Origin of the sequence: Photobacterium sp. 2_MG-2023 (assembly GCF_030547675.1) — a bacterium.
Classification (GTDB): Bacteria; Pseudomonadota; Gammaproteobacteria; order Enterobacterales; family Vibrionaceae; genus Photobacterium; species Photobacterium arenosum.
This window is the reverse complement of record NZ_JAUOQQ010000045.1, coordinates 1-8,625: the sequence shown is the minus strand read 5'-3', so window position 1 is coordinate 8,625 and position 8,625 is coordinate 1. Positions and strand designations below refer to the sequence as shown.

Below are 8,625 nucleotides of genomic sequence, written 5' to 3'. Positions count from 1 at the left end.
TTTATGATTATGTTCGAGGATAGACTCACTGAATACATGTAACCAAGGCAGTTACACAGAATTATTTACAGGGTCAAAAATCACCGCCGAACGGCGGTGATTTTTAGTGCTTACTGAACGTATATATTGGCTGTTTTTCCTTGGCCGTAATTCCCATATTTATCTTCATAACCAGCCTGAACACCAATGCTCTGAGTGCCTTTATTTAACTGTTCAGAATACAAGCCATAAGTAAACTCCGTACGTTCTGAGTTTATTTTGGCTGCACTCCAATAAGTGGTCCAACCATTTTTGGGGGTCAATTCAATATCATCAGGTATAGGTCGATTAAATGTAAATTTCACTCTCAACGCCTGCCCTTGTTTAACCGTTGAGCTACCATCCGGGAATGTAATCTGGGTGACTAATGGCGTACCAAAGACTTTAATTCCAAGGCTATCAGGTTTACCAACCATACCGTCATCCGCTGCAATGTAGCTCCCTTCGGGTAAACTAAAATTGATATCTGCATCAACACCTGTTGGCGAAATATATTTCACTTCCCAATGCGTGCCATTCTTTCGATTAAATTGCTCAATATATCCTACATCTCCTCCAGCCGAGGAGGTAATCATCAAATCTTCCTTAGACAATTCTTCGACAGCTTCAGTGAAATTAAGGTCAAGCCAAACAACCTTACTCCCGCCAACTTCAGTTTGTTTATCGTCATAAAGTGAAATATTAACTTCTGGTACTGTCCACGGCTCCACAACAACATTGGCAACCGGATACGTGACTTCATTTCCTGCATAGTCAGTGGCTTTAATCGTCAGGTTATGTGTTCCCACGGCTGCTTTAAAGTCGAAGGTGTATACACCACTCGCTTCCGCCGGCTTAGTGTAATCGGACGGGTTCGTGCCACCGTTCAATGTTGCCACTACCTTGGTACTGTTCAGGTTCGCATCCTGAATGTTGGCCGTTAAGCGAATGGTGTATTTGCCATCCACAGTCGGCATGACAGGCGCTTGCACTGCCTGAACATCCAGAATATTCGGGCTTGCCATATCAATAATCAGTGGCGAGATGGTCACCGGAGAGCCTTCCCCTTTCAGGGTATAGCTCGGCAGTGAACGGCCCAGATTATCCAGAATCGACAGTTTCAGGTGATACGGACCCTGCATACTTTCAGTCAGAGTTGCAATCTCAGTCGCTGTTGTCAGACCGTTGAAATCTCCAGTCAGCGTAATTGGGCTCAGACCCGCAGCCTGTGGTTCCAGTGTCACCACATAGCCTTTCACTTCTGCACGTGAATTCGGATCCGTCACTGTACTGATATTGAACGTCTGTGTATTGTTCGCCAGCACAATATTCGAATCTTTCTTCTGCGCACCCAGCAGTTCCAGAGTTGTCTGTGGCTTGAGGATATTGACAGTGAATTCTGTCTTATCATTCATACCAACATTATCTTCTGCTTCAATATACACCCTGAAACTATTCTTACTCCCAAGTTTTGCAGACTCAAATGTCAGTTGATGGATAGCATCATCTGCAGAAGATTTGTCAATAGTAAAACTGTCACCTAAATCTTTCACGATATATTTAACGCGACTCAGGCCACTGGCTTCATCTGAAATATCGAAGTTCATCAGCACATTGCCATTCTCATCAGAGCCAATGCTATAAACATCTGCAATCACTGGTGGTGCCTGATCAATACCTAAATTGATTGTTTTATGTGCCGTCGAATTACCCCATTTATCGTAAACTTTCACAAGCACATCGACATTATCCCCCGTATGATCAGGTGCAACCTCTCCTCGGAAACTCACACACATCAATTCAGGTTCATCCAAACAAGGCTTCGCACCACCATCAAAATTTTCTTGAGCGTGAGAAGTTAAATTGAATCGGTTCAAACCTAGGTCAACTTCAACGTTATCAAGCGTTGCTTCTTGGCCAACACCAATCTTCAAAGCAAAATCGACCGTTTTAGAATTAATATAGTCCCCTTCTTTAATTCCAATCACTTCAACACTTGGTTTGACATTAGGTACCTGAAGCTGAATCGTTGAATCAGAATCCAGTACAATGTTTCCAGCTTTATCTTTCAGGCCAGAAACTTTCACAAAGTGCTCCACATCATTACTACGAATGAAATCGTTATAATTTCCTGTAAAGGCATAGGTAATCGTTTTATTACCATTGCTTGGCTGAATATTAGTAGGTTCGTATTCCGTCAGACCTTTATGCAACTTCACTTCAGCGTTGCTGTCCATACCGGAGAGCACGTCATCTACAGTCACTCGTACTGTTAGTTTCTTCACGTCTCCAACCGTATCAACATCACCTTGCTTCAGTTTGAAGTTGTCTTTATTCGTGATCACTGGCGCATCGATATCGACCATGTTGAACGAGAAGATCTGGTCAACTTTGGCGTCATTGCTTGCAGTTGTTCGGGTGATCAGCACCGGATTATTCGCCATATTGCGGTCAATGTTGTCGAACTGGCACACAGGCGAGGCAGTGTTGGTGTAGACCTTGTAGTAGCCCGACGTATCGTTATCCGGCGCGCCGTCACCGGTGTAATCTTCGCGCAGCCAACATTCGAGTTTATTCAGGACGGCACCTTCCGCGTTCTGAATGCCGAATTCAGCACGCAGGCTCTGGCCAAAAGTGAATGTCCCGAAGTTTGCCGGGTTCAGAACGGTCAGGCTGTAGCCTTCACGCTGAACGGTCAGCGGACGCACTACGGTTGTTTTCTGACGCGGGCTCCCTTGGTTAACCTTGGTTTTGTTATAGACATCAACCACCAGGTTGTATTTACCGTCGTTGGCAATCTGGGTATTCAATGTTGCTTTACGTTGCGTTTCGTTGCCCGGTACCGGACTAAAGACAATGGTCTCGCCCTGCTCGGTACCGACACGGAACAGGGTTGCTTCCACCTTATCAATGCCACTTTCAGGATCGACCGCATTCAGATAGAGGTCGACGGTTCCCACTTCAGTGATCGTCTGGGCCGGACTAATTTCAAGGTTATTACTCTGATAACGCGCTGTCAGTGAGGCATCAGGCGGTGTGGTATCCACCTGAATGGCAAAGGTCGTTTTATCCTGCAGATTGCCACGAATATCCTCAGCATTGATTTTCAGGGTGAACTTCTGCTGCATATTGGTTTCAATCTCGTTCGGATTGGTTGGCTGTGTCCCAGCTACGCCCGGCGGTGGGGTTGTGCCGGTGTAAGTCCAGTAAACCACTGACCCCGGTTTGATCGGATCTGTGCCCTCGTCCTGAACCGAGATACTGAACACATAACCCGGCTCAACGAAGTCATTCACTTCATCAAAGTTATTTAACGTGATTGTCGGGCCTTCATTATCGAAGTAAGTTGAGACCGCATTTGAGCGGCTCTCGAAGCCATATTTATCTGTCGCTTTGACAAACACTTTGATCTGATGGCCTTCGCTGGTATTGATCAGCGACGTATTCGCCTTTTGCAGATCAATATTAATGTTGGTCAGCCCCTCCGGCTTGAACGGCTCCACCAGCTTGACTTCACTGGCGCTCAGTTCCTGCCAGAAGCTGATATTTTCAACACTGGAGTCATCCGTAATGCTGGCAATATTGGCAATGAATTTGGTCCCCATAATATTGCCGGATAACTCAGGTGCTGTACCGTCTTTCAGCGTCGGTGTCGCGATCGCTGGCCCTATTTTATCAATCTTGAATGCAAAGGTGCCTTCCCCTTCATTCGGCGGATAAGCTGTATCCCGCGCGGTGATATAGAGCGTGTAGGTTTTACCATGATCCAGATTCGCCGCGACCAGCTGCATTTTGGTGTTGGCTTTATCGCCCAGCAGATACGCTGGTACTGTTGAGCAATCCGGGCCGCACGGCGCCAGATCAATCAGTCCTGCGCCGGTATGCAGTTTGAGTTCAATATCGCCCAGCGCACTGACATTTCCGATCCCATTATTCAGCACCGCGAGTGGCGACCATTGGCTGTTACCGCCCAGCAGTTCCACGTCAGAATCCAGCACTTCCGGTGCCTGAAAATCGACATTCACCCGGAAACGACCGACATTCGGATCGGTGGCAGGAATGAAGTTCCCCAGTTTATCCGCACCTTCGGTGATCAGCGTCCATGAACCGGCATCCAGATGAACCGGTTTCGGAATTTCCAGATCATCGGCACACTGGGTATCCAGACACAGATACAGGGTCACGATGTTGCTCTCTGATTTGGATTCTTCCTGCGTCACCACACGTTCTTTGGTGCCGTTGCGGAAAATGAATCGACGCTTGGCCGGATCCTCACCGACTCGCTCATCCACTTCAAATTTCAGTGTTTGTTTGAAGTTGGTGTTGATATACGTGGTATCCGGCAGACTGTCGGCTTTAAACGGCGGAACGAAGGTATATTTCGGCGGATCGTTATCAACAATAAAGATGGTCGCTTTTTTGGCCTGACCGTTATAACCATGGCTGTTGCCTTCACGGTCAGTTGCACTCAACAGCAGATCCAAACGGGCGATACCCGGATAGTCGTTGGCCGTATCCAATCCAAACTGATGCTTCTCTGCATAGGCATCGTTATCGATTTTATTGGCCAAGATCCCCGTTGGCGTGGTCGCATTGCTCTCGGTGTCCACACCCCAGAACAATTCCAGCTTGGTCGGCTGCGCGCTTTTATCCAGACCCGACGGGTCAGTCACATTTACAATTGCGCTCAGATCCCCGCTCACATACCACTTGTTGAATAACTGAATGGCATTACTGGCCAGCGGGTCCAGACTGACTGCTGGCGGCTCCTGATCGACTGCTTCCGCAGGCTTGTTAAAGACCTTCTGGCTTTGCAGCGTCGGATCCGATTTCGCAAAGCGGTTGGCGTAATACATCGCCACTTTGTCATCGACTTTGCCGGTAAATTTTGTTTTCACAAAGTCGTAGAAATGTTCGCCCAGTTTCTCACGGTAATAATTTTCACCCAGCGGATCATTGGCAAAATACAGTTGCTGACCGGCGGCATTCTTTCCATCCGGTTTTCCGTCTCCAACGATATCCGTGTAATACAGTTTTGCCAGATCCGTACTGTTTTGTACCGCACTCGCATTGGCAATATCACCCATGGCTTCCAGCAGGAAGCGGTACAGATATTTACTGGACGGCGGATTTGGAATCGTCAGCAACTCATCATTATTCGCGTAATAAGTTGTGGTCGGGTTGAAGCCGAAGAACTGGCTGGTCTGCTCCCCGAACATGGCATTCACATCCGAGAGAATGCCCTGAGCCGTGCCTTGTGTTTTATTCGATTTATCAAACAGGTAATCAAAGAACCCGGACTGGAAAACCGACAGTTCCGTGATGATAAACTCACGATCCCCGGATTCACCGCCTACAATGCCGTAGCTGCGCAGGCCGTGTTCTTCGGTCAGGTCAAATTCAGTCAGTGCATTCTGACTCCATTTGTAGAACTGGGTAGACCCCGTCACCGTTACCCGGTGGATCTCACCGGCAAACTGAGAATGCGTCTGACAGCTAGCCGTGTCTTTTAGCGTGCCACCGCCTGTTTTCGACGGCTCAGCAAGCATCTTACACGACGCAATCGACGCCCACTGGCCGGAGGCGTTTAAACGTTCAATGGTTGCACTCGCGCCAATATAGGGCGACGTCACCTTGATTGAAGGTAGGTTAAAAGTAGATTTGAACTGAAACTTATAAGGCACAGATAAGTTGCCTGAACCATCCTCAGTCACAATGGTGATGGTTTGCGCGTAGCTTTCATCTACACGAGTAAAGTCTGCCCCGAAGATTTCCCGGACAAAGGGAATGAAATAACGTGCTTCGCTGATATAACCTTCGCTGTCGGGTGCCGGGAACACTTCATGGGGAAGCTGGCCCAGATTACTTTTCACTGTCCGGGTGATCGCGACCGGCTCACCGATTTTCCCCGCTTCATAAGTGACAATGACATTGAGTTCCTCTGCCGAGGAACTGGTCACTTCAGAGCTGCCCGTGGCGTCTGAAACACTCAGAGTCAGATACGGCACCTGATTCTGATCAAGCACCAGGGTGGTAAAGTCTGCAAAATCGACTTCCGGATGAACGCCTTTCAGCCCTTGCAGGGCATAAGCATAATTCAGGTTAAGATACTGTTTTCCGTACAGATCCTGGAAATATTCTTGCGTCAGGTTGTCCTGATATTCGCCGGTATCTGCGTCGAAGAACTTCATCGCGACTTCAGGAAACGCGACGCTTTGCGTCGGCGCTGTGGTATCCGACAGGATCAGATACTGTGTCTGACTTTTGTTGCCGTTACCATCCGTTGCAGTGAGAAAGAAGGTGGTCTGTCCGCCAATAAACAGACCACGGTCGAAATTCTGGGTAAACGCACACACATCTTCCTGAGTGTCAGGATCTTTTTGCATGGTACAGTTCAGTACGTCCGGCGCACCGGCGTTCACTGCAATGGTTGCGCTGGCAATCTCTGACCCGGCATCTTTGATGGTTCCGGTCAGGGTATAGAATGCCTTATTGACCGGGTTAAAGGTCTTCGGCGACGTGATATTGATCACTGGCGCGAGGTTATCCCACCGGAAAGAAACAGATTGCGCATCATCGGCATTTCCGAGCACATCAGCCACTTTCAGAACCAGACGTCCCTCAACGGGTTCAGCCGATAACTTATCAATTTCCAGCGTATTGACCTTGGTGACCACCAGCGTTTCACGCACACCACTGTCGAAAGCCTCAGACTGCACACTACAGAGTGAAGAAATACCGTTTTTACAGTTTTCCAGTTCGCCCCAGCCGCTTTCTGCGGTTTTGGTCTGCAAGAAAACTTCTGCGTACTCAATCCCGATAAAGTCGGTGACTTTGACTGAAACCAATCCAGAGCCGGACAAGGTTTCATTCCCGAAACGCACCACTTCCGGCGCATCTTCATCAATGGAAACTGGTGCTCGCGGGGCATAAATCCCGCCAGAAGCATTGTTCAGACGATTCACCAGCGGAGTGTAATCACTGGCTGGAGTCGAAGAAATATTGATGTCCGGGTTATTTACCACCCGGAGCAAATGCTGGGCTAATGTGTTGGTGTAATACTCAACATTCAGTTTTTGCAGACCAAACGACAGCGCCACCGGCAAAGCCGAGACTTCATCCAGTGACCAGCCATCCAATTGTCCGGTTGCCTGAATATCACGATATTGCAAATCAACCAGATTGTAAGAGGTATAAATGAGCTTTTCTTTGTCACTGCCGCCTGATTTTTCCAGCAGCTCATAAGCTGCTGAAGAGTATGCCAGCAAGAATGCGCCATACTGATGACCTTGTGTGGCAACAGCGCTGTAGTTACCGACAGAAATATCCAGTGGCTGAACCGAAAAGACATCAAATCCATACTGGCTGTTCACGGCTGCGTTTGCGGATTCAATGGCTGCCGCAGTCTGTTGACCTAAACGCTGAAAATTATATTCAGCCAGACCCGCGGCAATATTGGTCAGCGGAGTCAGCATGACATTCCGGTTTTGACCTTCCACAAAATTGACATAAGCCCGGAACTTCAGCGGGCCTCTGTCATTCACTGTCACGACATTTTTTGAATGCGGATCCAAATATCCGCCACCGTTAGCTTCAATATACAACGGCGTGGTCCCGGCCGTGAGCGCGATAGAAAAACGCCCATCCGGGTTGGTGTTGGTGGCAGCTAATAAACGACCTGCTTTACCATTGTTGAATTCGTAAACACTGACTCTTGCATTAGAAACCGCAGCATCAAATACGACGCCGCTGAGAATACCTTGCTGGCGATCTTTCGGATACTCAGGATAAGTTTCTTCACTGCCGCAAGCCGACAGGAGTACAAAAAGCAACAATAAAACAATTTGTCTGAACACGTTAGCCACACTGAATAATTGATCAATAGCGCATTATTATATGCAGTACAAGACTCAAAACAATCCAGTAAAAACAACAAATTATAAAATCACAATGACAGCCTAAACCGTCAGAATGACAGGAAAATAAGTAATTTAATCAGGCGGATTTCATGTGATTCAGCCAAAAACGACGCTTCCAAGCGAACATAAGGCCAATAAAATGTCTTATTAATGGCTATATTTGTGAGCTGTTCACCAAGCTTGTACAGCGAGCACTAATTTAGTGCAATCTGGCGCTGATTATTTCACCACATTGTTCGTATATCTGCCATTACTAAAAATTACCTTTCGTACGAAATGCTAATTACGGGGAAGTTTTACGGTCTGAAATGGACTGATGTTTTATTGAAGAACCCAGTCGATCAAGCTACATGCTTTGCTCTTCGGCTCTGCCACGACGTGCAATTGATACCTCATCCGTTTTAGCAAGTCTAATGTAATATGTCTCAGTACCTTCATTGAATCGCTCAATAGCACAGCTGTGCATCATTACCTGGGATCGATTTTACTCAACAGTAAATTTTGCGAAACAACATGGCATCACTGCACAGTTGCTTCTGCTTGGCAATAAGTGTGCTGCATAACTGGTTTGATGGGTGTAGCATCAACAACCAGGGTGAGAGCACGTATGCGGTAGTGTTCAAAGTTTTGTGTCTTTTCCTACACTTCCTAAAAACGGGGGGAGACACATCATGGCTGATAAATACGA

The 8,625-nt window shown here is 47.4% G+C and carries 1 protein-coding gene; it reads right to left on the bottom strand.

Features of this window, described 5'->3' with window-relative positions; translation table 11 throughout:
• Nucleotides 1-110 precede the first annotated feature (110 nt).
• Complete coding sequence (locus Q4491_RS21220; RefSeq protein ID WP_303460731.1) at nucleotides 111-7,874, bottom strand: hypothetical protein; 7,764 nt, start codon at nucleotides 7,872-7,874, stop codon at nucleotides 111-113.
• Nucleotides 7,875-8,625: the final 751 nt, after the last annotated feature.